The sequence below is a fragment of the Streptomyces sp. BL1 genome (assembly GCF_057628045.1).
The window spans coordinates 3088713-3114191 of sequence record NZ_JBXYWZ010000002.1 but is presented as its reverse complement, the minus strand read 5'-3'; the positions used below and the strand labels follow the sequence as shown (position 1 = coordinate 3114191).

At 71.2% G+C, this 25479-nt stretch carries 21 protein-coding genes; 9 read left to right on the top strand and 12 right to left on the bottom strand.

From position 1 onward, the window contains the following. Positions 1-59 precede the first annotated feature (59 nt). Complete coding sequence (glpX, locus tag AC3AGO_RS13655; RefSeq protein ID WP_487820454.1) at positions 60-1094, bottom strand: class II fructose-bisphosphatase; 1035 nt, start codon at positions 1092-1094, stop codon at positions 60-62. 160 nt (positions 1095-1254) lie between these two features. Between glpX and AC3AGO_RS13650 the strand changes: the two genes are divergently transcribed. Next, positions 1255-1866, top strand: coding sequence for a DUF4245 domain-containing protein (locus tag AC3AGO_RS13650; protein WP_487820453.1), 612 nt, complete (start codon positions 1255-1257; stop codon positions 1864-1866). 91 nt (positions 1867-1957) lie between these two features. On the opposite strand, the gene AC3AGO_RS13645 is transcribed toward AC3AGO_RS13650, so the two are convergent. The 4 genes from AC3AGO_RS13645 to AC3AGO_RS13630 all read right to left on the bottom strand — a co-directional run bounded on the left by AC3AGO_RS13645 (position 1958) and on the right by AC3AGO_RS13630 (position 5766). Next, positions 1958-2551, bottom strand: a complete 594-nt coding sequence (locus tag AC3AGO_RS13645) for a malonic semialdehyde reductase (protein ID WP_487820452.1) — start codon at positions 2549-2551, stop codon at positions 1958-1960. Positions 2552-2708: 157 nt separating this feature from the next. Beyond that, entirely contained in the window at positions 2709-3068 is a 360-nt protein-coding gene (locus tag AC3AGO_RS13640; protein WP_487820451.1) for an exodeoxyribonuclease VII small subunit, read from the bottom strand. 10 nt (positions 3069-3078) lie between these two features. Continuing rightward, the gene (gene xseA, locus AC3AGO_RS13635; protein WP_487820450.1) at positions 3079-4293 is read right to left on the bottom strand and encodes an exodeoxyribonuclease VII large subunit; all 1215 of its coding nucleotides are present in this window, start codon (positions 4291-4293) and stop codon (positions 3079-3081) included. Between the two features lie 9 nt (positions 4294-4302). Next, positions 4303-5766 (bottom strand): APC family permease, encoded by a 1464-nt coding sequence (locus AC3AGO_RS13630; RefSeq protein WP_487820449.1) that lies wholly within the window; start codon positions 5764-5766, stop codon positions 4303-4305. A 66-nt stretch (positions 5767-5832) separates the two neighbouring features. Here AC3AGO_RS13630 and AC3AGO_RS13625 point away from each other — a divergent pair, with 66 nt between their 5' ends. Then, positions 5833-6849: a 4-hydroxy-3-methylbut-2-enyl diphosphate reductase gene (locus AC3AGO_RS13625; RefSeq protein ID WP_487820448.1), complete on the top strand. Its 1017-nt coding sequence runs from the start codon at positions 5833-5835 to the stop codon at positions 6847-6849. A gap of 171 nt (positions 6850-7020) precedes the next feature. Here AC3AGO_RS13625 and AC3AGO_RS13620 read toward each other — a convergent pair whose 3' ends face one another. Continuing rightward, positions 7021-7587 carry a DUF6542 domain-containing protein gene (locus AC3AGO_RS13620; protein WP_487820447.1) on the bottom strand — a complete coding sequence of 189 codons (567 nt, stop codon included), beginning with the start codon at positions 7585-7587 and terminating at the stop codon, positions 7021-7023. A 170-nt stretch (positions 7588-7757) separates the two neighbouring features. Between AC3AGO_RS13620 and ychF the strand changes: the two genes are divergently transcribed. Beyond that, positions 7758-8846: a redox-regulated ATPase YchF gene (ychF, locus tag AC3AGO_RS13615; protein ID WP_487820446.1), complete on the top strand. Its 1089-nt coding sequence runs from the start codon at positions 7758-7760 to the stop codon at positions 8844-8846. 137 nt (positions 8847-8983) lie between these two features. Here the strand turns inward: ychF and AC3AGO_RS13610 are convergent, their stop codons facing one another. Both AC3AGO_RS13610 and AC3AGO_RS13605 read right to left on the bottom strand, forming a co-directional pair. Further along, a complete protein-coding gene (locus tag AC3AGO_RS13610; RefSeq protein WP_487820445.1) occupies positions 8984-9865 on the bottom strand; it encodes a thermonuclease family protein in 882 nt (293 codons plus the stop codon). Positions 9866-10063: 198 nt separating this feature from the next. After that, entirely contained in the window at positions 10064-11338 is a 1275-nt protein-coding gene (locus AC3AGO_RS13605; protein WP_487820444.1) for an MFS transporter, read from the bottom strand. 864 nt (positions 11339-12202) lie between these two features. On the opposite strand from AC3AGO_RS13605, the gene AC3AGO_RS13600 reads away from it, so the two are divergent. From AC3AGO_RS13600 to AC3AGO_RS13585, 4 genes are all read left to right on the top strand, one after another. Then, positions 12203-12955, top strand: a complete 753-nt coding sequence (locus AC3AGO_RS13600; RefSeq protein ID WP_487820443.1) for a GntR family transcriptional regulator — start codon at positions 12203-12205, stop codon at positions 12953-12955. A gap of 170 nt (positions 12956-13125) precedes the next feature. Further along, positions 13126-13338 carry an SPOR domain-containing protein gene (locus AC3AGO_RS13595; protein ID WP_487820442.1) on the top strand — a complete coding sequence of 71 codons (213 nt, stop codon included), beginning with the start codon at positions 13126-13128 and terminating at the stop codon, positions 13336-13338. Positions 13339-13425: 87 nt separating this feature from the next. Then, entirely contained in the window at positions 13426-15903 is a 2478-nt protein-coding gene (locus AC3AGO_RS13590; protein WP_487820441.1) for a SpoIIE family protein phosphatase, read from the top strand. Between the two features lie 289 nt (positions 15904-16192). After that, positions 16193-18031 (top strand): ATP-binding SpoIIE family protein phosphatase, encoded by a 1839-nt coding sequence (locus AC3AGO_RS13585; protein WP_487820440.1) that lies wholly within the window; start codon positions 16193-16195, stop codon positions 18029-18031. A gap of 270 nt (positions 18032-18301) precedes the next feature. Here the strand turns inward: AC3AGO_RS13585 and AC3AGO_RS13580 are convergent, their stop codons facing one another. The 4 genes from AC3AGO_RS13580 to AC3AGO_RS13565 all read right to left on the bottom strand — a co-directional run bounded on the left by AC3AGO_RS13580 (position 18302) and on the right by AC3AGO_RS13565 (position 22360). Continuing rightward, positions 18302-19114, bottom strand: coding sequence for a succinate dehydrogenase/fumarate reductase iron-sulfur subunit (locus AC3AGO_RS13580; protein WP_487824649.1), 813 nt, complete (start codon positions 19112-19114; stop codon positions 18302-18304). A gap of 41 nt (positions 19115-19155) precedes the next feature. Beyond that, positions 19156-21075, bottom strand: coding sequence for a fumarate reductase/succinate dehydrogenase flavoprotein subunit (locus AC3AGO_RS13575; protein ID WP_487820439.1), 1920 nt, complete (start codon positions 21073-21075; stop codon positions 19156-19158). A 98-nt stretch (positions 21076-21173) separates the two neighbouring features. Further along, positions 21174-22013 carry a hypothetical protein gene (locus AC3AGO_RS13570; RefSeq protein ID WP_487820438.1) on the bottom strand — a complete coding sequence of 280 codons (840 nt, stop codon included), beginning with the start codon at positions 22011-22013 and terminating at the stop codon, positions 21174-21176. Positions 22014-22072: 59 nt separating this feature from the next. After that, the gene (locus AC3AGO_RS13565; RefSeq protein WP_487824648.1) at positions 22073-22360 is read right to left on the bottom strand and encodes a hypothetical protein; all 288 of its coding nucleotides are present in this window, start codon (positions 22358-22360) and stop codon (positions 22073-22075) included. A gap of 189 nt (positions 22361-22549) precedes the next feature. Here AC3AGO_RS13565 and AC3AGO_RS13560 point away from each other — a divergent pair, with 189 nt between their 5' ends. Next, the gene (locus tag AC3AGO_RS13560; RefSeq protein ID WP_487820437.1) at positions 22550-23014 is read left to right on the top strand and encodes an NUDIX hydrolase; all 465 of its coding nucleotides are present in this window, start codon (positions 22550-22552) and stop codon (positions 23012-23014) included. Positions 23015-23191: 177 nt separating this feature from the next. Next, a complete protein-coding gene (locus AC3AGO_RS13555; RefSeq protein WP_487820436.1) occupies positions 23192-25345 on the top strand; it encodes an ABC transporter family substrate-binding protein in 2154 nt (717 codons plus the stop codon). Positions 25346-25479: the final 134 nt, after the last annotated feature.

Here is a 25479-nt window from a genome sequence, read left to right as displayed (position 1 = left end):
CCGGTTCGGCGGTGGTCCCGGGTCGCGCGGCCGCGGCCCGGGCGTCAACAGGCGGTTTCTCAGCGGGCGTTGTCGAAGTCGATCGCGCTGTAGGCGCGGAGCTTGGACAGCCTGTGGGTCGACTCGATCTTGCGGATCGTGCCCGACTTCGACCGCATCACCAGTGATTCGGTGTAGGCGCGCTCGCCGCGGTAGTGCACACCGCGCAGCAGGTCGCCGTCGGTGATGCCGGTCGCGACGAAGAAGACGTTCTCGCCGCCGACGAGGTCCTCGGTCTGCAGCACGCGGTCCAGGTCGTGGCCCGCGTCGAGGGCCTGCTGCCGCTCCGCGTCGTCCTTCGGCCACAGCCGCCCCTGGATCGTGCCGCCGAGGCACTTTATGGCGCAGGCGGTGATGATGCCCTCGGGCGTGCCGCCGATGCCCAGCAGCATGTCGACGCCGGTGCCCTCGCGTACCGCCATGATCGCGCCGGCGACGTCGCCGTCCGCGATGAACTTGATGCGGGCGCCCGCCTCGCGCAGTTCCTTGGTGATGCCCTCGTGCCGCGGCCGGTCGAGCACCACGACGGTCACGTCGGCGGGCGCACAGCCCTTGGCCTTGGCGATACGGCGTACGTTCACCGCGGGCGGCGCCGTGATGTCCACGAACTCGGCCGCCTCCGGGCCGGTCACCAGCTTCTCCATGTAGAAGACGGCGCTCGGGTCGAACATCGCGCCGCGCTCGGCGACGGCCAGCACGGAGACCGCGTTGGACATGCCCTTGGCGGTCAGCGTGGTGCCGTCGATCGGGTCCACGGCGACATCGCACTCGGCGCCGGTGGCGTCGCCGACCCGCTCGCCGTTGTAGAGCATCGGCGCCTCGTCCTTCTCGCCCTCGCCGATGACGACGACGCCGTTCATCGAGACGGTCGAGACCAGCGTGCGCATCGCCTTCACCGCGGCACCGTCGGCGCCGTTCTTGTCGCCCCGGCCGACCCAGCGGCCGGAGGCCAGCGCGCCGGCCTCGGTGACCCGGACGAGCTCCAGGGCGAGGTTGCGGTCCGGTGCCTCGGGGGCGACCTCGAGCTGGGACGGGAGGTGGTGGTGTTCGGGCATCGGGAACGCACCTTTCTGCTGGCTCGGCTGCGGGCTCGGTGGCGGCCGGGCTACTGAGGGTGCCTTGAACTCTACCGAGTTACCGCAAGACTGAGCAGACCGCCCTACGGATGAGCACGTTCCGTTCGTTCCGGGACCCGTGGCCTGTACCTGCGCGGGCATGCGGGACCATGGTCCGGTGGCAGCAGACAAGCAGCGTGGCAAGCAGACGGTGCGGGACATGGTGATCTCGCTGGCGGTGATCCTCCTCGCCGCCTGGGTGATCTACCTGTTCGTGCCGCACGAGGGCAGTGCGGAACCGGCGGTGAAGCGCGTCTCCTACCGGGTGGAGCTGGACTCGGCCCGGCGCGCGGCGCCCTATCCGGTGGCCGCGCCGCAGGGGCTGTCCAAGGAATGGCGCGCGACGTCCGTGAAGTACGAGGGCGACGGCGAGAACGGCGCCGCCTGGCACCTGGGCTTCCTGGCACCGGGCGACCAGTACGCCTCCGTCGAGCAGACCGACCTGGGACGGCCGGACAAGTTCGTCGAGGACGTCACGCACGGCGCCGCGAAGACCTCCCGTACGCAGGACGTCGGGGGCGAGGAGTGGACCCGCTGGAAGGGCGCGAAGTACGACGCGCTCGTGCGCGAGGAGCCGCGGAAGAACGGCAAGGGGACCTACACCACCGTGGTCACCGGCACCGCCTCGTACGAGCGGCTCGGCGAGCTGGCCGGCGCGCTCACCGGGGACGGCGGGCAGCAGGAGGCCAACCGCGGCACGCACCAGCCGTAGGCCCCGCACAGACGCAGACGCACAACGCAGCCGAGCCGCGCACCCCGTACGGGATGCGCGGCTCGGCTGCGTATGTGGTGAGGGGCGCGGATCAGACCGTGCGGACCGCGTCCTCGAAGGCCAGCCGGGGGCTGCGCGGCTTGAAGGCGTCCTCGCCCGGCTTGCCGATGTTGATGACCATGAAGGCCTTCTGCTTGCCGTCGGCGAAGAACTCCTCGTTGATGCCGGCGAAGTCGAAGCCGGTCATCGGCCCGGCGGCCAGGCCCGCGGCGCGGACGCCGAGGATGAAGTAGCCGGCCTGCAGCGTGGCGTTCTGGGTGCCGGCGACCTCGCGGGACGCGGCCTCGGAGAAGAAGGCGTCCTTGATGCCCGGGGCGTGCGGGAACAGCTCCGGCAGCTTCTCGTGGAACTCCAGGTCCACGGAGAGCACCGCGGTCAGCGGGGCGGTCAGGGTCTTGTCGCCGTTGGCGCCCATCGCGAACTTCACGAGCCGCTTGCGCGCGTCTTCCGTGCGGACCAGCGTCACGCGGAGCGGCGACTGGTTGAACGCGGTCGGGGCGTACTTCACCAGGTCGTAGACGGCCTGGACCTGCTCGTCGGTCACCGGCTCGTCGGTGAACGTGTTGGCGGTCTGCGCCTGGCGGAACAGCAGGTCCTGGGCGGCGGAGTCGAGCGCGAGAGCCATGAAGGGGTGCCTAGCCTTTTCGAGCGGGGTTCACAGTGTCATGACAACCGTAAACCCCTCTTACTTAAAGGTTCAACCAAGAGCGACATGCCCGAAATGTCTTATCGGTCACTCTCTTCGGTCCCGCCGCACCGCCCGCCGATCCCGCGCTACCGGCCTACCGGTCCTCGGCGACGTCGTCGTCCACGTCCTCGTCGTCCGCGTCGTCGATCTCGTCCGCGTCCGGGTCGGGGTCCTCGAAGTCGTCCTCCTCGGGCGCCTCGTCGTCCTCGCCCTCCTCGGCCTCCAGCACCGCGTCGAGCCGGGCCCGCGCGCCCTCCAGCCACTCGCGGCACACCCGCGACAGCTGCTCGCCGCGCTCCCACAGCTCCAGGGACTCCTCCAGCGTGGAGCCGCCGGCCTCCAACCGCTGTACGACCTGGACCAGTTCGCCACGGGCCTGCTCGTAGCTCAGCGAGGACAGCGCGGCCTGCTGTGCGGCGCCCGCCCCGGTCTCCGTCTCCGTCGCCATCATCATGGCCCCCACACTAAGCGGACGGAGTGACAGTGACGCCGAACTCACCCTCCGCCACCCGCGCGTGCAGCTTGTCGCCCTCCGCGACCTCCTCCGCCTCCCGGATCACGGTGCCGTCCGCGCGGCGCAGCACCGCGTAACCACGGCGCAGCGTCGCCGCGGGGGACAGGGCCACTATCCGGGCGTGGGTGTGCCGCAGATCGTCCTCCGCGCGGTCCAGCCGGTGGCCCAGCACCCGGCGGGCCCGCTCCAGCAGGAAGTCCACGTCCTCCTCGCGGTCGGTGACCATGGCGTACGGATCGGCCAGCGCGGGACGGCTGCGGACGTCCTCCAGGCCGCGCTGCTCGCGGTCGAGATAGCCGTTGATCACCCGCCAGGCGCGGTGCCGCAGCTCGCTCACCCGCTCGTGCTCCTCGCCCACGTCCGGCACGGTGTCCTTCGCCGCGTGCGTGGGCGTACGGGAGCGGACGTCGGCGACCAGGTCCAGCAGCGGCGCGTCCGCCTCGTGCCCGATCGCGGAGACGACGGGCGTACTGCAGGCGGCGACCGTACGCACCAACTGCTCGTCGGAGAACGGCAGCAGGTCCTCCATGCTGCCGCCGCCCCGGGTCACGATGATCACGTCCACGTCCGCGCGGGCGTCCAGCTCGCGGACCGCCTCCGTCACCTGCGGCACGGCGTTCACACCCTGCACGGCGGTGTTCCGCACCTCGAAGCGGACAGCGGGCCAGCGCTCCCGCGCCGTGTGCAGCACGTCCCGCTCGGCGTCGGACGCGCGCCCGGTGACCAGCCCGATACGGCCCGGCAGGAACGGCAGCGGCCGCTTGCGGTCCGCCGCGAACAGTCCCTCGGCCGCCAGCTTCTTCTTCAACTGCTCCAGCCGCGCCAGCAGTTCACCCATGCCCACCGGGCGGATCTCCGCGGCGCGCAGCGACAGCGAGCCGTTCCGCTCGAACCAGACCGGCTTGGCGTGCACCACGACCCGCGAGCCCTCGCCCACCACGTCCTTCACCCGGTCGAAGACCTGCCGGAAGCAGGTGACGGTGACGGACACGTCCCGGGACGGGTCGCGCAGGGTGAGAAACGCCATGCCGGCGCCGGGCCGCGGCGACAGCTGGATGATCTGCCCCTCCACCCACACCGCGCCGAGCCGGTCGATCCAGCCGCCGATCAGCCGCGACACCTCGTGGACGGGGATCGGCGCTTCCGCGGTCGTCTGCAATGCCATACGGAGAGGCTAGACGCCGTCGCCGACAGAGCCGTCGCGCGGAGCGCCGCCGTTTCCGCGCCGGTACTGCACCGCCAGCGCGATCAGCCCCACGACCAGCCACAACAGACCGACGATGTGCGCCTCCTGATGAGCCGTCACGATCACCGCCACCGTGATCACGAGCCCCACGGCCGGCACCGCCCAGTCCCGCAGCACGCCCGTACCGTCGTCACCGAGCCGCCGTACGCCGTAGTAGCCGATCACCGACAGATGCAGCAGCGCGAACGCCGTCAGCGCCCCGATGTCCACCACCGACACCAGCCGGTCCAGGCCGGACTCCGCGCGCGCCGCCCACACCGCGGCGCACAGGGTGATCACCGCGGACAGCAGCACCGTACGGCGCGGCACCCCGCTGTCCGCGTTCACCTTCGCGAGCTTCCCCGGCAGCCGCCGGTCCCGCGCCATCGCGAACAGCAGCCGCCCGGCCGCCGCCTGGCCCGCCAGTGCCGCGAACGCGGCACCCACCGCCTTGCTCGCCGCGACCACCGTCTCCAGCCAGCCGCCCACCGCCGACTGCACCACGGTGTAGAACGCCGACCCCTGCGCCCCCGGGTCCGCCGCCAGCTGCCGCGACGAGTCCTCGGACAGCAGCGCCGCCAGATACGTCTGCGCGATGAACAGCACACCGGCCAGCACCAGGCACATCAGCAGCGCCCTCGACACCAGCGACGAACCGCCCTTGCGGCCGCCGACCGCCTCCTCCGCGAAGTTCGCGATCGCGTCGAACCCGAGGAACGACAGCACCGCGACGGACACCGCGCCCAGCACCGCCGCGAAGCCGAAGCTCCCGTCGCCCGTGAGCGGCGACAGCCAGTCCCGCTCGGGCCCGTGCCGGACCAGCACCACCACGGCCGCCACCACGAACAGCAGCAGCACGACGATCTCCATCACCAGTACCGCGAACCCGACGACCGCCGCCCTGCGTACGCCCGACAGATTCAGCGCGGTCGTCACCAGTACCGCGATCGCCGTCCAGATCCACTGGTCCACCGACGGCACCAGCTGGTTCATCGCGATGCCGGAGAACAGATAGCCCACCGCCGGGATGAGCAGATAGTCGAGCATCGCCATCCAGCCGGCGATGAAGCCCGCGCCCTTGCCGAGCCCGGCCCCGGCGTACGCGTACACCGAACCGGCCTGCGGCACGGCCCGCACCATCCGCGCGTACGACGACGCGGTGAACGCCATCGCCACCGTCGCGATCAGATAGACCAGCGGCACCGCGCCGCCGCTCTTCGCGTCCAGCGCCCCGAACACCCCGACGGGCGCCATCGGGGCGATGAACAGCAGCCCGTACACGACGAGATCGCGCATTCCGAGGGTGCGGCGCAGACCGCCGCCGCCCTCCTGCGAACTGCCGTGCGGGGCTGTGACGTCGGCGTGGCCGGCTTGCGGGTCGGGTGGCGGCTGGGGCGCGGATGCTCCGGACATGGACAACAGCTTGCCCCATGACGATCAACTCACGGAGGCGCCACTCACGGCCCGTACGATGGACGCATGTCTGCAACGCCCGACCGCTCGTCGGCCACCGAGACCGACACTCCTGACGGCCGCCGTGTCCTGCTCGCCGCTCCCCGCGGGTACTGCGCGGGTGTCGACCGCGCGGTCATCGCCGTGGAGAAGGCTCTGGAGCAGTACGGTGCTCCGATCTACGTCCGCCACGAGATCGTGCACAACAAATACGTGGTGAAGACCCTGGAGAAGAAGGGCGCCATCTTCGTCGAGGAGACGGAGGAGGTTCCCGAGGGGGAGATCGTCATCTTCTCCGCGCACGGCGTCGCGCCGACGGTGCACGACGAGGCCGAGCGCGGCAAGCTCGCCACCATCGACGCCACCTGCCCGCTGGTCACCAAGGTGCACAAGGAAGCCCAGCGGTACGCCAAGGAGGACTACGACATCCTCCTGATCGGACACGAGGGCCACGAAGAGGTCATCGGCACCTCCGGTGAGGCCCCCGAGCACATCACCCTGGTCGACGGCCCCGAGGACGTGAAGAACGTCGAGGTCCGCGACCCGGAGAAGGTCGTCTGGCTCTCCCAGACCACGCTGTCGGTCGACGAGACGATGGAGACGGTCGAAGCCATCCAGGGCAAGTACCCCAACCTCCTCTCGCCGCCCAGCGACGACATCTGCTACGCCACGCAGAACCGGCAGACCGCCATCAAGGAGGTCGCCAAGGGCTCCGACCTGGTGCTCGTCGTCGGCTCCAAGAACTCCTCCAACTCCGTCCGCCTGGTGGAGACCGCGCTCCAGCACGGAGCGAAGGCCGGTCACCTGGTCGACGGCGCCGACGAGATCGACGAGGCCTGGCTGGAAGGCGTCACCACGGTGGGCCTCTCCTCCGGCGCGTCCGTCCCCGACGTGCTCGTCGAGGGCGTCCTGGACTGGCTGGACGAGCGCGGCTTCGGCCACGTGGACATCGTGCAGCCCGTGGAGGAGCACATGCAGTTCTCCCTCCCGAAGGAACTCCGCCGCGACCTGCGTACGGAAGCGGGCGAGAAGACCGCCAACTGACCACACGAGCCGTGCCCCCGAGAGAGGGGGCACGGCTCACGTGCGTCAAGGGCGCGGGGAACTGCGCAGACAAGGGGCGCGGGGAACTGCGCAACGCAGCCCGCCCACAGCGGGTCGCAACGCAGAACGCACATCGCGGCACCGCATATCGCCGCACTCCCCGCGGAGCGGTCAGCGGCGCCGGGACGCCACGTACGAGACGCGCCGCACCAGCGTGATGACCACGGCGAACGCCGTCCCCGCGTACAGCCAGCCCGCCTCCATCGACAGCGTCGAGAAGAACCCCATCAGCGAGCCGTCGCTGATGCAGAACGCGCCCACCGCGAACGCGATCGGCATGGCCACCGGGCCCACGACCAGGTCCGCCTGCCGCACCCACCCCGCGCAGGCGATGCTCGCCAGCACGAAGAAGAAGCCGTACACCCCGGGCGAACCGCCGAACAGCAGCGCGTCGAGGCCGGCCACGGCCAGTATCGCCAGCGTCGTCAGCAGCCCCGCGCCCAGACCCGTCAGCCGTGCCCGCGGCAGCCGCGCGCGCAGCTCCGCCACCGACGCCAACGGGCCCGCGCCGCCCGCACTCCCGTCCCGGTACCCGGAGGCGCTCTCCGCGCCGCGCGTGCGCTCCGGGCCTCCGCTCCGCGCCGGCCGCGGCAGCGCTGCCGCTCCGTCCGCCGCCGCGGGCTTCCGCTCACGCTGCCCCGCCGTACGTCCGCTCACCCGCGCATCCCGCTGCTCCACTGATCCACCGTAGGCCTCCGTACACCTTTCAGGGCGTGACGAACACACCTTGACCGTAAGTTCGAGAATCCGATGCCCGTAGACTGGTGGATCGGCCCGGGCAAGCTCACGCGCGCCGGCCCGGATCCACGCCGTACGCACCACACCCACTCGCAACGGGAAGTCGCCACGTGTCGCTCACGATCGGAATCGTCGGCCTGCCGAACGTCGGCAAGTCGACCCTGTTCAACGCCCTGACCAAGAACGACGTGCTGGCGGCCAACTATCCGTTCGCCACCATCGAGCCGAACGTCGGCGTCGTCGGTGTCCCCGACCCGCGGCTCACCAAGCTCGCCGAGATCTTCCACTCGGAGCGCGTCCTGCCCGCGACCGTCGACTTCGTCGACATCGCCGGCATCGTCCGCGGCGCGAGCGAGGGCGAGGGCCTGGGCAACAAGTTCCTCGCCAACATCCGTGAGTCCGACGCGATCTGCCAGGTCATCCGCGCCTTCAAGGACGACAACGTCGTCCACGTCGACGGGAAGATCTCGCCCAAGAGCGACATCGCGACGATCGACACCGAGCTGATCCTCGCCGACCTGCAGACCATCGAGCGGGTGCTGCCGCGGCTGGAGAAGGAAGCCCGGGTCAAGAAGGACAAGCAGCCCGAGCTGAACGCCGTGAAGGAGGCGCAGGCCATCCTGGAGGACGGCCGCACCCTCTTCTCCGCCGGCGTCGCCCAGGGCACGGAGCAGGCCGAGGCCCTGCACGAGCTGCACCTGCTGACCACGAAGCCCTTCCTGTACGTCTTCAACGTCGACGAGGACGAGCTCGTCGACGAGGACTTCAAGGCCGAGCAGCGCGCCCTCGTCGCCCCCGCCGACGCGGTCTTCCTGAACGCCAAGCTGGAGTCGGACCTTGTCGAGCTCGACGAGGAGGAGGCCCTCGAACTCCTCTCCACCGTCGGCCAGGAGGAGCCCGGCCTCGCCACCCTCGCCCGCGCCGGCTTCCACACCCTCGGCCTGCAGACCTACCTCACGGCAGGCCCGAAGGAATCCCGCGCCTGGACCATCAAGAAGGCCGCGACGGCCCCCGAGGCGGCGGGCGTCATCCACACGGACTTCCAGAAGGGCTTCATCAAGGCCGAGGTCATCTCCTTCGACGACCTCGTCGAAGCCGGCTCCGTAGCCGAGGCCCGCTCCAAGGGCAAGGCCCGCATGGAAGGCAAGGACTACACGATGCGCGACGGCGACGTCGTAGAGTTCCGCTTCAACGTCTGACGAGCGCCTCGCGGCTTTGACGGGCCGCCGTACAGATGCGCGCTTCACCAGGGGCCGGGTCCTTCGGGGCCCGGCCCCTGGTGCCGCCCTGCCGAATACGTGCCGGGCGGCGGAGGTACCGCCGAGCCCAGCGCGTCTCAGTCGCAGCCGATGCCGTCGCCGTCGCGGTCGAGCCGGTGCGGGTCGTCCGGGCCCACCCGGACGGGGCCGGAGACGTCCGAGCAGTCGACGTCGGGCTCACCGGCGGACGGGCCCCGGGGAACGGAATCGTCGGGGGCGTCCTGCTTCGGCGTGCCCGGCTCGGGGTCGCTCGGCTCGGGAGTGTCCGACGGCGGTGACGGCGTGGTGTCCTCGGGGCAGCCCGACCAGAGTCCCGCGTCCGTTTGCCGGGCGTCGTCGTCGGCCTGCGAAATCGTCGCCCAGTATTTGTCGTTGGGTTCGTAGAGAACGCTCTTGGCGTATCCCGACTCCGCCAGGGAACGGTTCACGAACTCGTCCCGGTCGTTCCAGACGTACAGCAGGTAGCGGCCGTACGGATCCTTCAGGTCCTGGTCGCGTTCCACCCGCACCTCGGAGCCGACGGGAAGCAGTTCTTCGAGGCGGGTCGTCGCTTCCTGGCTGAAACAGTCACCCACTTCAGGGGCGTTGATCTCCAGTAGGCGGACCCGGACGGATGTGTCGTGGGGGAGGTATTCGGCGTTTCCCCGGAGTTCGAGCGTGTCGCCGTCGACGACACGCTCGACGACGCCAGACGTGCCTTTGCTCTCCGTTTCCGACGGAGCTTCGCCGGTCGTCTCCTCGTCGGTGGAATCCTGTCCGCTGTCTTCCGCGCTGTCCCGCGGTTCGGCGGGTTCGGCGGGTTCGGCGGGTTCGGCGGGTTCGCGCGATTCTTCCCTGGTGGGAGTCGGTGTGCTGCCGGTTTCGCTGTCGCCGTCACCGTTGCTGCTGCAGGACGTCAGTACGGCTCCCGAGGAGAGAGCCAGGGCGAAGACAGCGGCTGCTATCGGTCTGCGGTTCATGCTGTCTTCTTTCCTGCGAGCGGAGCAAAGCCCCTGTTCTGCATTCTCCGCCTGTCCGAAGGGTCCGGCAATTCCCGGCCTGATGGGGAAGGTTGAGGCCATCCGGTTCTGCGCGAGGCGCGGCAGCGATATCGGCCCTCGACGTGGGTGAGCCCCGCCTCCGTACGGTGCGGGGCGGGGCTCATGGGGTGGTTGGGGTCAGGCGTGTGTGGTGAGGGCCGGGTGGTCTTTGGTTGTTGTGGGGGTCGGGGTGTGGGGGTTTTGGGCGAGGATTCGGGTGGGGAGGCGGAGGCCCAGGACTCGGGTCAGGGGGAGGAGCGTGAGGACGGCGATGGCCGCGGCCAGGGGGCCCAGGACCGAGGTGGGGGCGAGGGCCAGGGACGCGCCGCCGAGCGCGCCGCCGCCCGCCATGCCGAGGTGCATCGCCGCCGTGTTCAGCGAGACGGCCACGGCCGTGGCGGACGTGGCGCGGGTGACCAGGTAGTGCTGGATGGCCGGGACGAAACCCCAGCCGCCGAGGCCCCAGATCGCCATCAGGACGTACAGCGCCGCCGGTTGGCCCGCCGCGAGAGGCAGCAGCGCCAGCCCCGTCGCGATGAACACGAGCGACACGGCGACGGGCTTCGCCGCACCCCACCGGTCGCTGGCCAGCGCGCTGAGCTGGCTGCCGAGCACCGCGGCGATGCCGTACGTGAGCAGCAGCGCGGTCACCGTGCCGGAGTCCGGGACGCCGGTGCCCTGCAGCAGCGGGACGACGTAGGCGTACGCCGTGTAGTCGGCCACCGAGGTGAGCAGGGAGACCAGCAGCATCCAGCGAATACCCGTGTCCCGCAGGGGAGTCGGGACCGTACGGAAGAAGGAGCGGGAGCCGGTGGGGGACCCGGCACCCTGCTCCCGCGCCGCCTCCGGCGCCTGCTCCGCGCCGCGCTCCCGCGGCAGCGTGCCCGCGACGGCCGCGAAGGACAGCAGCGTGATCGCGGCCACGGCCGCGAACAGCCCGCCGAAGCCCAGCACTTCCTGCAGCGCGAGCCCGGCCGGCGTGCCCACCGCGGTGGACAGGGTGACGCCCGCGGCGACCACTCCGACGGCGCGGCCCTTGCGTTCGGGCGGTGCGAGGTCGGCGACGGCGGCGACCGCGGTCGGCGTGAACAGCCCCGTACTGGCCGCCGCGAGCACCCGCGCGCCCGCGAGCAGCGTGTAGTCCAGCGCGAGCGCGGTGGTCACACTCGCGGCGGTGTAACAGAGCAGCGCCGTACACAACATGGCCCGCCGGCTCATGCGCCGGCCGGCGAGCGCGGTGAGGACGGGGGCGCTGACGGCGTACGCGACGGCCTGCAGGGTGACCAGCTGGCCGGCGCCGGAGACCGAGGTGCCGGTGCGTTCGGCGATGGCGGGCAGCAGGCCGTTCAGCAGGAAGCTGCCGGTGTTGATGACGAAGGCGGCGAAGGCGAGGAGAAGAACCCGTGCGGACAATTGAGCCGCTCCATGCATGACGGGCCACAGCGCGGGTAGGGACAGCGGCGTGCGGTGGGACGTGCTGTTCCCGTGCGCAGGGCAGGACTGGGTGAGGCGGGAAGAGGGCGCATCGCGCCGAAGTGGTGCAAGCGCACCGCGCCGAGGCGATGCAAGCGCACCGCGTCAGAGCGATGCGGCACCATGCCGGCCCGCGGACCGCGCAAGGCTCAAGTGCGGTCCGCCGTACGGGCAGTGCGGGGGAGAGGACGCCGGCTCAACGGAGCGGTGCCGGCAGCCGGTCTGTCAGCGCCTGGACCGGATGCCGCGGAGCGTCCAGGCGGTCAGCGGATCGTGTGTGGACCGGGAAGTCCGGAGAGTCCGTGCGGTCCGGGGAATCCGCGAGGCCTGGCCGGCGTCGCACAGTGCGGTACCTCCGGGACGGCGCATGCCGGTCGCCAGGAAGGGCAGTGAGAGCCGCGGGGGACCGCTGAGGCGCACTGCCCCGATGGACGAGTCACTGCAGAGCAGAGCCTGCAGCGCCGCTGTACGGCGCGGGAAGCTCCGGGGGGTCCGCATGCCCATCAGTCCTCGGGTACACAGGTGATTTCGGCGTGCACGCTAACAGCCGTCGAAAGCCGTACGCACCTCTCTTTGAAGCCCGGCGGATCCTGAAGCCCGGCGGATTGCTGTCACCGCGACCGCCGACGCGAGCCACCGGTGGCTCTCTGAGCAGCAACTCATCACATCGGGTGAAACTTTGGGCGGGTGTTGCGGCCAACAACAGCTGGTTGCCAAGCTGTTGCGCAGTGTCAACCAGAGGGCGGCGACGGGCGGACGGCCAGGCCCCTGTGCTGCATGGGAACTGAAACGGGGAGGGCGCACGTGCCATTCGGTGAGCAGCCCGCATATCTGCGCGTCGCGGGAGACCTGCGGCAGAGGATCGTCGACGGGGATCTCCCGCCGCGCACGCGCCTCCCCTCGCAGGCCCGGATCCGCCAGGAGTACGGCGTCTCGGACACCGTCGCGCTGGAGGCCCGCAAGGTGCTGATGGCGGAGGGCCTGGTCGAGGGCCGCTCCGGTTCCGGTACGTACGTCCGCGAGGTCCCGCTGCCGCGCCGCGTGGTGCGCACCGGATACCGCACGATCGGCGAGTCCACCCCGTTCCGTCAGGAGCAGTCCGACGAGGGAGTGAAGGGCACCTGGGAGTCGCACAGCGAGCAGGAGGCCGCGAGCCCGGCGACGGCCGCGCGGCTGCGGATCGAGCCCGGGGACCGGGTGATGCGGACGCGCTATCTGTACCGGGTGGAGGGTGACCCCTCGATGCTCTCCACCTCCTGGGAGCCGCTCGCCGTCACGGGGCGCACGCCGGTGATGCTGCCCGAGGAGGGGCCGCTGGGCGGCCGGGGCGTGGTGGAGCGGATGGCGGCGATCGACCTGATCGTGGACAACGTCATGGAAGAGGTCGCCTCCCGGCCGGGGCTGGCCGAGGAAACGTTCGCCCTGGGCGGCGTGCCCGGTCACGCGGTCCTCGCCATCACGCGGACCTTCCTCGCGGGCGGCCGGCCTGTGGAGACGGCGGATGTGGTGATCCCCGCGGACCGGTTCCGGATCTCGTACCACCTGCCGGTGAAGTAGCGCCCGCGGCGGTCCCACTCTCTGCGCGGCTCGGGGGAGGCGACCCGAGCCGACGGTCCGTCAGAAAGCGTCCCCACGTGCGCTCCCGTGTCCGAACGCGTGGCCGAAATGCGTGCCCCGTTGTGCCAACTTGAATGCGTTGAGTGAAGGTCGGGCGTACGCTCCGGCATATGCGAAGCATCCGCGGGGACGGGGACGGCAACGCGGTGCTGCCCTGGCACGTGATACGTCAGGACGGTGCCGAGAATCGCTACCGTGTCGGCAGCTACGCCACGCGCACCGAGGCGGAACACGTCGCCGAGCGGCTGGGAAAGAACGGCGACGGCAGTGCCGACAGCTATCTGGTCGAGCGGATGGATGGCGGAGTCGGGCGCCAGAGCTGATCGCGTGCAGAATCGGGTATACGGACGGTAAGTCCGGAATGCCGGAAAGTTCCGGCGAAGCGATACCCGATCAGGGGCGTGGGCGGTGTGAGCACAGGACCCTCCGAGCGCGACCGCGACGGCGGGCAGCCGCCGTACGGGACCGAGCAGTCCGAGCAGGCCCCCCGCTCCTCCCTCCTCGACACCCTGCGTATCGGCATCGTCATGCTCGACGAGACCGGATACATCCTCCTCTGGAGCCCCCTCACCGAGGACCTGCTCGGCTGGCAGGCCGACGAGACCGTGGGCCTTCACTTCCGCGACTTCCTCCCCGACGAGGACCCCGCCGCCGAGGCCGAGCGGAGCCGGGCCATGCGGCAGGACGGCCGCTGGCGCGGCACTCTCCGCATGCGGCACCGCTCGGGGCACTTCGTCGAGGCCGAGGTCCGCGCCTCGCTGCTGCACGACACCGAGCAGCACCCGTTCATTCTGGTCAGCCTCGTCGAGACCAGCAGGGTGCGCGCCGTCGAGCACGATCTCGCCGCGCTGGACGCGCTGTTCGACTCCTCGCCGCTCGGCATCGCGCTCTTCGACACGGAGAAGCGGTTCGTGCGCATCAACGACGCGCTCGCCCGGCTGCACGGGTCGGCTCCCGACGAGCACACCGGCAAGACCGTGTACGAGGTGCTGCCGCGCGACATGGCCGAGGAGGTCTCCCGGTTCCAGTCCGACGTCCTGCGCACCGGACGCCCCGTCGTCGACATGGTCACCGACGCGCCCGACGGCGTCGGCTCCCGCTCCGTCTCGTACGGCAGGCTCACCGACCGCAGCGGCCGGGTGCTCGGCGTCAGCTGCATCATCATGGACGTCACCGAACGCCGTGCGGCGCTGCGGAAGGTGGAGGCCGCGCGCCGGCGGCTCGCCCTGCTCGACGACGTCGGCGTAGCGCTCGGCGACCTCCTCGACGTACGCGCCGTGTCGCAGGCCCTCGCCTCCGCGCTCGTCCCCCGCTTCGCCGACTACTCCGGGGTCCTGCTGTTCGGCAACGTCGCACACGGCGGCGAGCTGTACGAGTACGAACCGCTGCACGGCACACCGCTGCTGCAGCTCGGCTCCGCCGCCCGCTACAGCGGTCCCGCCGTCGACCGGATGCTCTCCCTCGGGCAGCACGTCGTCTACGACCCCGGCTCCTTCATCGGCCGCACCCTCGCCTCCGGCTCGCCCCATCTGGCCGCCTCGCAGCGCGAGTTGCTCGCCGCCACCTACCCCGGCGACCCGAAGGTGCAGGCCGCGCTCGACCTCGGCATCCACTCGCTGGCCGCCGTGCCGCTGCGGGCCGGCGGCGTCGTGCTCGGCCTGCTCGTCATCAGCCGGGCCGGCCGGCGCGACCCCTTCGACCACGAGGACCTCGCGCTGGCCATGGAGATCGCCGACCGGGCCGGCACCTCACTCGACAACGCGCGGCTGTACGGCAGGGAACGCGAGGGCGCCCTCATGCTGCAGCGCAGCCTGCTGCCCCAGCGGGTGCCGCAGCCGCCCGGCGTACGGGTCGCGTACCGCTACGTGCCGAGCAGCAGCGGGGCCGAGGCGGGCGGCGACTGGTTCGACGTCATCCCGCTCGCCGGCGGACGGGTCGCCTTCGTCGTCGGGGACGTCATGGGGCACGGGCTGCGCGCCGCCGCCACGATGGGGCGGCTGCGCACCGCCGTCCGCACCCTCGCGGGGCTCGACCTGCCGCCCGACGAACTCCTGCGCCGCGTCAACGACTTGACGGACGACCTGGCCCCGACGCCGTCCGAACCGGTCATCTCCACGTGCGTGTACGCCGTGTACGACCCCTCCACGCGGCGCTGCGTGCTGTGCAGCGCGGGACACGTACCGCCGGTGCTGCTCACCGAGGACGGTGCGGAGCTGCTCGACCTGCCGGCGGGTGCGCCGCTGGGCGTGGGCGGCGTGCGCTTCGAGACGTACGAGAGGGAGGTGCCGGAGCGCGCCCTCCTGCTGCTCTACACGGACGGGCTGGTCGAACGGCGCGACGAGGACATCACCGACGGCCTGGAACGGCTCCGGGTGCGCCTTCTCTCCTGCGACGGGACCGACCGGCTGGAGGACACCTGCGACCACCTGATCAGCGAACTCGACCAGGCCCCCGACGGCACGACGGACACCGCGGACGATGTGGCGCTGCTGCTCGCCGAGCTCGGCGGACTGCCCGAAGGCAGCGCGGAATCCTGGACGTTCGAAGCGGAACGGATGGCCGTACGGCAGGCCCGCGAAGCCGTACGGGACACCCTGCGCGCATGGCACCTGGAACCGCTGGAGGACACGGCGGTGCTGCTCGTCAGCGAACTGGTCACCAACTCCCTGCGGTACGCGCACGGACCGATCGGCGTCCGGATGGTGCGCGGCAGCTCCCTGCTCGTGGAGATCTCCGACCCGCTGCCCGACCCGCCGCGCGAGCGGAACGCGACGGAGCACGACGAAGGGGGCCGCGGCATCCAGCTCGTCGCCCGCGAGTCCCGCCGCTGGGGTACGCGGCACGGTCCCATGGGCAAGACGGTCTGGTTCGAACTGCCGCTGCCCTGAGGGTTTCCGGGGGTAAGGGGCCTCGGGGAACGGGTTGTGTCGCGAAGCCCGCACGGTGCGTGAGGGGGCTCCGTGAAGGTTCAGAAGCGGTCCGACGGGTTAGGAGAGAAGAGGCACCGCGGACGTGACATCCGAGGTGCCGTGCAGCGGTGTGAGCAAACCGTCCCGCACAGATTTCAGTCGTATCCGACAGAAAGCGTGCAGCGATCGGGAAGAGCATGTTCCGTATAGCTCGTACCTGCGAGACTGCTCTGACCGGGGCACACACCGGTGACGGGAAGGGGAGGCGTTGAGCGATATCCCAGTGGAGGCGGCGGGAAAACCCGACGATGTGCGTCGTGCCCTCGCGCTCCTCAACGCGGCGGGTGCGCGCATCGGCAACAGCCTCGACCTCGAAACCACCGCGCGCGAACTGCTCGACGTCGCGGTGCCGCAGTTCTGCGACCTCGCCTCCGTCGACCTGTACCAGGACGTGCTGGCGGGCGATGAACCCCGGCCCGCGGGCCCCAGCGACGGCAGCGGCGAACTGCGGCGCGTTGCCTTCGCCAGCGCCGTGTCCGAGGCGCCGCCCGCGCTGCCCCGTACGGACGCCGACGCGGGTGACGACGACGAGGAGAACAGCCCCGTCGACGTCGGATCGACCCACTGTTACGCCGCCCAGTCCGCCTGCGCGACCGCCCTGCGCACTGCCCGCGTGCAGCACATCAACGGTCAGGACGGCACCGTGCCCGCCCAGTTCGGCGCGGTCGTCCAGTGCACGCTCGCCGTGCCGATGGTCGCGCGGGACCGGGTGCTGGGGCTCGTCCAGTTCTCCCGTACGAAGGGCAGCGAACCGTTCGGCGAACGGGACGCGGCACTCGCCGCCGAACTCGCCGCGCGCGCCGCGGTCTGTATCGACAACGCCCGGCTCTACCGCCGCGAGCACGAGCGCGCGCTGATACTGCAGCGCAGCCTGCTGCCGCCGGGCGACCCCGAGGCCGCCGGCATGGACATCGCCTGCCGCTACCTGCCGGGCAACCCGGCGACCGAGGTCGGCGGCGACTGGTTCGACGTCATCGAACTGCCCGGACACCGTACGGCGATAGTCGTCGGCGACGTGATGGGGCGCGGGCTGCGCGCCGCCGTCGCGATGGGCGAACTCCGCACGGCCGTCCGTACGTTGGCGCAGACGACCGACATGGAGCCCGCCGAGGTGATGGGCGCCCTCGACGAGATCGCCCGCGGGCTCGGCGGCAGCCCCAGCTCCCAGCGGGGCGGGCGCAACGGCCGCACCGGGCGGCCCGACGGCAGCGTCGACGACCTGTCCGAGGTCTACCTCGCCACCTGCATCTACGCCGTGTACGACCCGGCCTCCCGGCGCTGTACGTTCGCCAACGCGGGCCATCTGCCGCCCGTCCTGGTCGAACCCGACGACAGTGCGCTGCTGTTGGAGGTCCCCAAGGGCGTGCCGCTCGGCGTGGGCGGCGAACCCTTCGAGGAGATCGAGGTCGAGCTGCCGGACGGGGCGATGCTCGCGCTCTACACCGACGGCCTCGTCGAGTCCCGCGACCATCCGCTCGACGAGGGCCTCGACGCCTTCCGGTCCGTACTCACCGAGGCGGACGAGGAGTTGGAGGACGTCGCCGACCGGGTGCTGACCACGCTCAACGTGCACCACGGCGAGGACGACATCGCGCTGCTCGTGGCCCGCGTGCACGGTCTCGAGGAGTCCGCGGTGGGGGACTGGCGGCTGCCGCCCGACCCCCAGTCGGTCGCCCGGGCGCGGGAGCTGGCCCGCGATCAGCTCGCCGAGTGGTCCCTGGACGAACTCGCCGACACCACGGAGCTGTTGGTCAGCGAACTCGTCACGAACGCGCTGCGGCACGGGGAGGGGGAGATCCGGCTGCGGCTGCTGCTGGACCGGTCCGTGGTCTGCGAGGTGTGGGACGCGGGGCTGGTGCAGCCGCGGCGGCGCCGCGCCCACCACACCGACGAGGGCGGCCGCGGGCTCCAGCTCGTCGGCCTGCTGAGCACCGGCTGGGGCAGCCGGCGTACGCCGCGCGGCAAGGCGGTCTGGTGCGAACTCGCCCTCCCGGACGGCGACTCCAAGCCCTCCGACCCCACAGAAGCCCTCCTCAGCCTCTGGTAGCCCCCGGGGCGGGGCGCCGCGCGCTCGCCGCGCGGGCGCGAGCCCCCTCAACCCTTCCCGCCGCAGCGGGGCCGCCCGGCGGTCTGCGCGCGACCCGCGCTGTCACCGCCGGCCATTCCCGCCGGGGGCGCGCGCCGCTGCGGCGGAGGAGAGGGGCGGCCCCCTCACGCTGCGGCGGGGAAGAAGGGTGGCCCCTCATGTCGCGAGGGGAGAAGGGCCGATCCCTCCTGTGCGGGCGGGACCTTATGCCTCGGGGCGGCCCTCCGGGGGCTATTCGCGGCGGCGGATTTTGTTGCCGAGCCAGACCAGGGGGTCGTATTTGCGGTCCGCTGCCCGTTCCTTCATCGGGATCAGGGCGTTGTCCGTGATCTTGATGCCCTCCGGGCAGACCTCCGTGCAGCACTTGGTGATGTTGCAGAAGCCCAGCCCGTGCTCCTCCTGCGCCGTCGTCTTGCGGTCGAGGCCGTCCTCGGCCGCCGCGTCCAGCGGATGCATGTCCAGCTCGGCGACCCGCATGAGGAACCGCGGCCCCGCGAAGGAGGACTTGTTCTCCTCGTGGTCCCGCACCACATGACACGTGTCCTGGCACAGAAAGCACTCGATGCACTTGCGGAACTCCTGCGAGCGCCCCACGTCCTCCTGCTGCATCCGGTACTCACCGGGACCGAGGTCCGGCGGCGGCACGAACGCCGGAACCTCCCGCGCCTTGGTGTAGTTGTAGCCCACGTCCGTCACCAGGTCCCGGATGACCGGGAACGCCCGCAGCGGCGTGACCGTGATGACGTCCGTACGCGAGAACACCGACATCCGCGTCATGCACAGCAGCCGCGGCCTGCCGTTGATCTCCGCACTGCACGAACCGCACTTGCCCGCCTTGCAGTTCCACCGCACCGCGAGGTCCTGCACCTGCGTGGCCTGCAGCCGGTGGATGATGTCGAGGACGACCTCGCCCTCGTTGACCTCGACGGTGAAGTCCTCCAGCCCGCCGCCCTCGATGTCGCCGCGCCACACCCGGAAGTGCGCGTCGTAGCGGCCCGCGTCGGCCGTGCTGTCCGGCGCGCCCCCGCTGACGCTGCCGCCGATGTCCTCGGTGCCGGGGCCCGCGCCGTGGTGTGCTTCCGTACTCACTCGCTCGTCAGCTCCTCGTCCGTCAGGTACTTGACCAGCTCCTCCTTCTCGAAGAGCTGCAACAGGTCGGCGCGGATCGGCGGCATCTCGCGGCGGCGCAGGCTGATCCGCCCGGTGCCGTCGGCCTCGTCGGCGAAGGTGCAGACGAGGTTGGCGCGCCGCCACTCGCGGTCCATCTCCGGACAGTCGTCGCGGGTGTGCCCGCCGCGGGACTCCGTACGGTTCAGCGCGGCCCGTGCCACGCACTCGCTGACCAGCAGCATGTTCCGCAGGTCGATGGCGAGGTGCCAGCCGGGGTTGAACTGCCGGTGCCCCTCGACGCCCGCGCGCCGCGCCCGTACCCGCAGCTCGGCCAGCCGGTCCAGCGCCCGGGACATCTCCTCTTCTCTGCGGATGATGCCGACCAGGTCGTTCATGGCCTGCTGGAGCTCCTGATGGATGCTGTAAGGATTCTCCGCGGGCGCGTCGTCGGGCAACTCCTCGGCGCTGAACGGGCGGAGGGCCTCGGCGGCCGCCGCGTCGATCTGCGCGTCGTCGACGGCCGGCCGTGCCCCGCCGTCCAGCGAGGCCGCGTACCGGGCCGCGTGCAGACCGGCGCGCCGGCCGAACACCAGCAGGTCGGAAAGGGAGTTGCCGCCGAGCCTGTTGGAGCCGTGCATACCGCCGGCGACCTCGCCCGCCGCGTACAGCCCCGGTACGCCGGTGGCCTCGGCGGTGTCCGGGTCGACGTCGACGCCGCCCATCACGTAGTGGCAGGTGGGCCCGACCTCCATCGGCTCCGCCGTGATGTCGACGTCCGCGAGCTCCTTGAACTGGTGGTGCATGGACGGCAGCCGGCGCTTGATGACCTCGGCGGGCATCCGGGAGGACACGTCGAGGAAGACTCCGCCGTGCGGGGTGCCGCGGCCGGCCTTCACCTCGGCGTTGATGGCGCGCGCCACCTCGTCGCGGGGGAGCAGCTCGGGTGGGCGGCGGTGCTTCTCCGGGGTCTCGTACCAGCCGTCCGCCTCCTCCTCGGACTCGGCGTACTTCTCCTTGAAGACGTCCGGGACGTAGTCGAACATGAAGCGTTTGCCCTCGGAGTTGCGCAGCACACCGCCGTCGCCGCGGACCGACTCGGTGACGAGGATGCCCTTCACCGACGGCGGCCAGACCATCCCCGTCGGGTGGAACTGCACGAACTCCATGTTGATCAGGGAGGCGCCGGAGAGCAGCGCGAGCGCATGCCCGTCGCCGGTGTACTCCCACGAATTCGACGTCACCTTGAAGGACTTGCCGATGCCGCCGGTGGCGAGGATGACGGACGGCGCCTCGATGACGAAGAAGCGCCCGCTCTCCCGCTCGTAGCAGAACACGCCGGAGACGCGGCCCGTCTCGTCCTTGAGGATGCGGGTGACGGTGCACTCCTGGAAGACCTTCAGCCGCGACTCGTAGTCCCCGGACTCCTTGAAGTCCTCCTGCTGGAGGGCGACGGTCTTCTGCTGGAGCGTACGGATGAGTTCGAGGCCGGTACGGTCCCCGACGTGCGCGAGGCGCGGATACTCGTGGCCGCCGAAGTTGCGCTGGGAGATCCGCCCGTCGGCCGTACGGTCGAACAGCGCGCCCCAGGTCTCCAGTTCCCACACCCGGTCGGGGGCCTCCATGGCGTGCAGCTCGGCCATCCGCCACTGGTTGAGGAACTTGCCGCCGCGCATCGTGTCGCGGAAGTGGACCTGCCAGTTGTCGCTCTCGTTGGCGTTGCCCATGCTGGCGGCGATGCCGCCCTCGGCCATCACCGTATGGGCCTTGCCGAACAGGGACTTGCAGATCACGGCCGTGCGCAGGCCCTGCTCCCGCGCCTCGATCGCGGCCCGGAGTCCGGCGCCGCCGGCGCCGACCACCACCACGTCCCACTGCTGCCGTTCCACTTGCGTCATTTCTCTGTGTTCCCTCTCAGAACGATGTTCCTTCTCCGCACGGCGTTCGCCCTCACAGCGGCCCGGCCAGGCTGCGACCGGATCCGGCTGCGACCGGATCAGAAGAGCCGTGGGTCGGTGAAGGCCCCGGTCGCCAGCAGATAGACGTAGAAGTCCGCGACGGCCACGCTGATCAGCGAGGCCCAGGCGAGCTGTGCGTGGCGCCCGTTGAGCCGGCCGACGAGGTTCCACATGCGGTAGCGCACGGGGTGCTTGGAGAAGTGCTTGAGCCGTCCGCCGACGATGTGCCGGCAGGAGTGACACGAGAGGGTGTACGCCCAGATCAGCACCACGTTGACGAGCAGCACGAGAGTGCCGAGCCCCATGTGCCCCCACGCGTAGTGCTCGTCGCGGAACCCGAGCACCGCGTCGTACGTGAGGATCGCGGCGACGGGCACGGCCGCGTAGAAGAAGTAGCGGTGGATGTTCTGCAGGATCAGCGGGAACCGGGTCTCGCCGGAGTACCGTTTGTGCGGCTCGGCGACGGCGCAGGCCGGCGGGGAGGCCCAGAAGCCCCGGTAGTAGGCCTTGCGGTAGTAGTAGCAGGTGAGGCGGAAGCCGAGCGGGAAGATCAGGATGATCAGGGCGGGGGAGAGCCCCCACCAGTCCCCGAACAGCGCCCAGTTGGGACCGCCCTTCATCTCGTGGCAGTTCTCCGCGAGGCAGGGAGAGTAGAACGGGGAGACGTACGGCGCCGCGTAGTAGTCGTCGTTCGCGAAGGCACGCCACGTCGAGTAGACGATGAACGCGAACAGGCCGACGGCGGTGGCCGCGGGCGTCAGCCACCAGCGGTCCCCGCGCAGATGCTTCTGCGCGATCGCGGCTCGGGTCCTGTCGCGCACGCCGGTTTCCGGTGGCGTCGCCGGGCTGGTCGGACGGGGTTCGGTGCCAGTGGCCAACGGTTTCTCCGGGGAGGCTGGACAAGCTGTGTGGGGGGTGGGGGTCGGTGCGGTCGCGGCTAGGGGGCCCGCCGGTCCTTCGCGCCCACGCCCTCGTCGTCGACATCGCGCCACAGGCCCGTGTCGTACGGCTGGTCGGTGATGGTGACCATCTCCGGCCGGGTCGGGGGGACTTGGTCCGGCGTGGCGGCCTTCAGCAGCGCGAGCGATTCCCGCAGGTGCTCGGCGTCGCTGCGCACCCGCCGCATCTCCAGGCCGGTGCCCACGTGCTGTTCCAGCCGGGCGATGCTCCGGGCGAGTTCGTCGAGACAGTGCTGAGCGGCCGTCAGTTCGTCGTGCAGCGGCATCCGGGAGGACATGACGTGCCCACCTCCGCATGAGTGGTGGCAGCTGGTTTGGTCCCTGCGCGTGCAAACTTGCTCCCTGCGCGTGGCGAGTGTTGCGCGTCACACTCCCGCTTGGGAAGGGCGCTGCACGCCTTTACGTCCAACGGGTGCGCGTACGGCGCGGAGTTGCCGCCTGGAAGAATCGCGGCCGTGAGAGACCAGAGCTTCCCGAGTGACGTGAGTGGACAGCGCCCGGACGGCATACGGGTCGTCGCGGCGACCGTCGTCGAGCAGGGCCGGCTGCTGGTGGTCAGCAAGCGGGCCGCGCCCGACGTGTTCTATCTGCCGGGCGGGAAGCCGGAGCCGGGCGAGAGCGCGGAGGAGACCCTGCGCCGCGAACTGACCGAGGAGCTGGGCACCCCGCCCGTGCCGGACAGCGTCGTCCCGCTCGGAGAGGTCGAGGACATCGCCGCGCTGGAGGGCGTCCCGATGCGGATGACCCTGTTCCGCGCGGCCCTCGCCGCCCCGCCCCGGCCGGCCGCCGAGCTGGCAGAGCTGCGCTGGATCGACGGGGACGTGGGGGAGACAGCCGGCGTACGGCTGGCACCCGCCGTGACCGGCCACGTCCTGCCCCTGCTCATCCGTACCGGGGTCCTGGCGCCCGCGGCCGGCTGACTCGCGCGCCCCGGCTCACGCGTCCGCGACTCACGCGTCCTCCACGGGGGCGGGTGTGCTCCGCACGAGTGGCGTGTACGGGGAACGCCGCCGTGTCTCACAGCTGTACGGCGTGTCCTCCCCTTCAGTGGGGCGAGCGATATGACAAGCCGAAAAGCTGCCCGAAGGGGTTCCGCCATGCCAGCTGTGCCCGTCCCCCCATCCGTTCCGCGGCGGCGTTCCGCGCTGGCGCTCGCCCTCGCCGCCGGAGTGCTGCTGCCCCTCACCGGCTGCGGCTCAGCGCCGGAGGACGACGAGCCGGCCGGTGTCAGCGGAGCCGCGCAGGACGCCGCCGAGAGCGGACGCGACCAGGTCGCCGACGGCGGCACCGTACGGTGGGCCGTCGAGAGCCCGCCCGCCACGTTCAACGCCTTCGGTCCCGGCGCCGACGCCACCACCGACCGCGTCGCGGGGGCCGCTCTCCCCGCGCTGTTCACCCTCGACTCGCGGGCCCGCCCGCAGCTCAACGAGGACTATCTGAAGGCCGCCGACGTCACCGCCACCGAGCCGCGGCAGACCGTCGTCTACAAGCTGAACCCGAAGGCGCGCTGGAGCGACGGACGTTCCGTCTCCGCCGCGGACTTCAAGGCCCAGTGGCAGGCGCTGAACGGCAAGGACAGCGCCTACCGCAGCGCCCGTAACACCGGCTACGACCGCATCAGGCAGGTGTCCGCCGGGCCGAAGGCACACGAGGTGAAGGTGACTTTCGCCCGCCCGTACGCCGACTGGCAGTCCCTCTTCACCCCTCTCTACCCGAAGTCCGTCATGGGCGACGCGAAGGCGTTCAACGACACGTCCCGCACCGCGCTGCCCGTCTCGGCCGGCCCGTTCCGCGTCCAGCAGGACGGCGGCGACAAGGGAAAGAGCGGCAAGAAGGCGAAGGCCGCATCCGGTGAGGACACGGTGACGCTCCAGCGGAACCCCCACTGGTGGGGCGACCGCGCCAAGCTGGACAGCATCGAGCTGCGGGCCGTGCCCCGTACGGAGCGGGCCGGGCAGCTGGCCAAGGGCAAGCTGGACCTCGCCGAGATCGACGGCTCCACCGCGCGGCGCATCAACGCGACCGCCGGCGGCGACCAGGGCGGCCCCGCCGCTCCGGACCCGCGCGCCGGACAGGCCGGGGCCGCGGAGCCCGCCGCCATGCACCCGGCGGCCGCCGCCATGCGCGAGTGGGCCGAGGCCCATCTCCCGGACAAGGCGCGGAAGCAGGCCGAGAAGGCGGACCGGGCGGAGCGCCGCGCAGCGCGCGAGGCCCGCGCCGCGGCCCGGAAGCGGGCCGAGGAGAACCGGCAGCTGAAGAGCTACACCGTACGGAAGGCCCTCGGCCCGGCGTACACGCAGCTCGCGCTGAACGGGGAGAGCGGACCGCTGCAGGACGAGCGCGTACGCCGCGCCGTGGCCCGCGCCGTCGACCGGCCCGAACTGGCCAAGCAGGCCCTCGGCTCGTACGGGCTGCCCACCGACCCGCTGGGCAGCCATCTGCGAATGCCCGACCAGGAGGGCTACAGCGACAACAGCGGTGCGCTGGGCGGCGAGGACGTGCAGTCCGCGCAGCAACTGCTCGCCGACTCGGGCTGGAAGGGCGGCCGGTCCGGCTCCTCCGGCCAGGGCGCCGAGGCCCATTCCGCCAAGGACGGCAAGGCGCAGAAGGACGGCAAGGCACAGCAGGACGGCAAGGCCGAGGGCAAGACGGAGAAGGACGACAAGGCGGGCGGCAACGAGAACAGCGGCAGCGGCAAGGCCGCGGTCCCGCCGGTCCGGATGAAGGACGGCGAACCGCTCACGCTCCGCTTCGTGCTCCCCGAGGGCCCCGGCTCCGAGCAGGCCCGGGCCACCGGCGAGCGGATCTCCCGCATGCTGAACAACGTCGGCGTCCGGACGAAGGTGAAGAAGGTCGGCAGCGACGCCTATGTCAACGGGCCCGTCGCGTCCGGCGAGTACGACCTGGCGCTCTACTCCTGGCCCGGCTCCGCCTATCCGGCGACCGACGGCGGGCCGATCTTCGCCAAGCCGGAACCCGCCGAGGACGGCAGCCTCCAGGCCGGGCAGAACTACACCCGGGTCGGAACCGACCAGATCGACCAGCTTTTCGAGAAGGCCTCCGGCGAACTCGACCAGGAGGCGCGGGACGACCTCATCAAGCGTGCCGACGCCCGTATCTGGGCGGCGGCCGGATCCGTCCCCCTCTACCAGAAGCCGCAGCTCGTAGCGGTGGGGGACCGGCTCACGAACGCCGGCGCGTTCGGCTTCGGGACCCCGCGCTACCAGGACATCGGATACAGCAAGGCGTAGCGGAAAACCCGCACGCGAGAGCGTCCGCGGGGCCTCCGCGGGGCGTGATGGCGAGGGCCCGGGCAGGTGATCTCCTCCCGGGCCCTTACCATGGTTGACGAGGCCGCGGCGAGATGACCCGCCCCGGCAGGGCG

Bases quoted from the DNA above. Each gene is read 5' to 3' on its own strand.
- AC3AGO_RS13575 (WP_487820439.1), bottom strand. From the start codon at position 21,075: ATGACGCAAGTGGAACGGCAGCAGTGGGACGTGGTGGTGGTCGGCGCC.
- AC3AGO_RS13610 (WP_487820445.1), bottom strand. From the start codon at position 9,865: ATGAACCGCAGACCGATAGCAGCCGCTGTCTTCGCCCTGGCTCTCTCC.
- AC3AGO_RS13650 (WP_487820453.1), top strand. From the start codon at position 1,255: ATGCGGGACCATGGTCCGGTGGCAGCAGACAAGCAGCGTGGCAAGCAG.
- AC3AGO_RS13640 (WP_487820451.1), bottom strand. From the start codon at position 3,068: ATGATGATGGCGACGGAGACGGAGACCGGGGCGGGCGCCGCACAGCAG.
- glpX (WP_487820454.1), bottom strand. From the start codon at position 1,094: ATGCCCGAACACCACCACCTCCCGTCCCAGCTCGAGGTCGCCCCCGAG.
- xseA (WP_487820450.1), bottom strand. From the start codon at position 4,293: ATGGCATTGCAGACGACCGCGGAAGCGCCGATCCCCGTCCACGAGGTG.
- AC3AGO_RS13630 (WP_487820449.1), bottom strand. From the start codon at position 5,766: ATGTCCGGAGCATCCGCGCCCCAGCCGCCACCCGACCCGCAAGCCGGC.
- AC3AGO_RS13555 (WP_487820436.1), top strand. From the start codon at position 23,192: ATGCCAGCTGTGCCCGTCCCCCCATCCGTTCCGCGGCGGCGTTCCGCG.
- AC3AGO_RS13565 (WP_487824648.1), bottom strand. From the start codon at position 22,360: ATGCCGCTGCACGACGAACTGACGGCCGCTCAGCACTGTCTCGACGAA.
- AC3AGO_RS13625 (WP_487820448.1), top strand. From the start codon at position 5,833: ATGTCTGCAACGCCCGACCGCTCGTCGGCCACCGAGACCGACACTCCT.
- AC3AGO_RS13645 (WP_487820452.1), bottom strand. From the start codon at position 2,551: ATGGCTCTCGCGCTCGACTCCGCCGCCCAGGACCTGCTGTTCCGCCAG.
- AC3AGO_RS13595 (WP_487820442.1), top strand. From the start codon at position 13,126: ATGCGAAGCATCCGCGGGGACGGGGACGGCAACGCGGTGCTGCCCTGG.